This is a genomic window from Halomonas sp. G11, from assembly GCF_001663515.1.
GTDB lineage: Bacteria > Pseudomonadota > Gammaproteobacteria > Pseudomonadales > Halomonadaceae > Vreelandella.
The window spans coordinates 1-1,794 of sequence record NZ_LYXG01000031.1 but is presented as its reverse complement, the minus strand read 5'-3'; the positions used below and the strand labels follow the sequence as shown (position 1 = coordinate 1,794).

Sequence of the window (1,794 nt, the reverse complement as noted above, 5' to 3'; positions counted from 1 at the left end):
GCCATGAGGCCCCTGAGGGCGAGATGGAAGAGGCATTGGCGATGATCTGGTCGGAGGTGTTGGGTGTCGAGAGAGTGGGACGTTTCGACAACTTCTTCGAGTTGGGCGGCCATTCATTGCTCGCCGTTCAATTGGTATCTCGTATCCAGGAAAGTAGATATGCCGATGTCACAGTGCTGGATATTTTCCGGTATCCGACTCTGGTGGCTATGGCAGAACAGGTGTCCACGAAGAGCAGGCACGACACCATTGATCAGTCCCTTGAAAATATTGATGCTTTCATGGATAGCTTGGATGAAATGTCATGATGGAATTAGATGCTTATCGCATTGCAGAGCGCTTCTCACGATTATCTGCCGACCAACGAAGATCTGTTTACCAGAAAGTCCGCTCTCAAGGGCTGGGTATGGGACAATTTCCTATTCCAAGACGCCATGAAAAGAAGGCAGCTGTATATCCCGCTTCCTACGCTCAAGGCCGTCAGTGGTTCTTGTGGCAACTGGAGCCAGAGAGTACGGCCTACCATATCACGGGGGCTTTGAGGCTAACGGGTGGGCTCGATCTGGACGCTTTGCGCAGTAGCTTCGAATCCTTGGTGAAACGCCATGAGTCGCTGCGTACAGTGTTCCAGGCCAACGACGAGGGGCTGGCTTACCAGGTTATCCTGAATGATAGTAAGCTTGATTTCAGCTATAACGACGTCCGCCATGTAAAGAGTGAAAGCCGTCAGTCTCATGCCCATGCCGTGTTGCAGGAGGCGAGTGAGACTCCCTTCGATCTCACTAAGGGTCCCTTGCTGCGCGTCAGAGTGGTGCGGCTCGCCGAGGGCGAACACCTTATGCTGGTGGTGATGCACCATGTCATCTCGGATGGTTGGTCGATACAGCTCATACTTGATGAATTCGTCACTTATTACCGAGCGCATGTCCAGGGTCGGGCGGCCAAACTGTCTGAGTTGCCCATCCAGTATGCCGACTATGCCGTGTGGCAACGTCATTGGCTGGAAGCCGGTGAGCGTGAGCGTCAACTCGACTACTGGCGCAACCAACTGAGTGATGAGCATCCCGTTCTACAGCTTCCCACGGATCATCCACGTAAGGTTGAAGGAAAGTATCGCGCAGCGCGCCATGAAGTCGTGTTGCCAACTGCACTGGAGCGGGACCTGCGTCAATGTGCTCAGCAGCAGGGTGCTACTTTTTTCATGGTTCTGATGGCTGGGTTTCAGGCTCTGTTGTACCGCCACACTAGTCAGCAAGACATCCGCGTCGGCATACCAGTCGCCAACCGCAATCGTACCGAAACAGAGAAGATTGTCGGTTTCTTCGTCAATACCCAGGTGATTCGTGGTCTGGTACACGGTCGATTGCCGTTAGTGAACCTGTTAGGGCAGACCATAAGCAGTGTGTCGGAGGCTCAGGAACATCAAGACCTTCCCTTCGAACAGTTAGTCGATGCATTACAGCCTGAACGAAGCCTGAGTCACAGCCCGCTATTCCAGGTGATGTTCAATCATCAGCACCAGGGCGCCGATATCTCGCAGCAACTGCCGGACTTGACACTGGAGGGGTACCCCTTCGGCGAGCGTACGGCGCAGTTCGAGTTGGTGCTGAGTGCCACGGAGCGGTCGACGGGTGGTACCCGGTTGTGCTTCACCTATGCGGCGGAGCTCTTTGAAGCGGCCACCATCGAGCGGCTGGCGAGTCGCTACGTGAAATTGCTGGAAGCCCTGGTCGCCTCGCCGGAGCAGGCGCTGGACGATGTCGTGCTGTTGGCCGATGACGAACGGCGTCAGCT

The 1,794-nt window shown here is 54.9% G+C and carries 2 protein-coding genes; both read left to right on the top strand.

The window, feature by feature from the left end; all coding sequences use genetic code 11:
- The coding region (locus tag ADS46_RS12980; protein WP_234346833.1) for a phosphopantetheine-binding protein at window positions 1-308 on the top strand (308 nt) is incomplete at its 5' end.
- A partial coding sequence (locus tag ADS46_RS12970; RefSeq protein WP_234346832.1) for a condensation domain-containing protein occupies window positions 305-1,794 on the top strand: 1,490 nt, incomplete at its 3' end. The genes ADS46_RS12980 and ADS46_RS12970, both read left to right, overlap by 4 nt.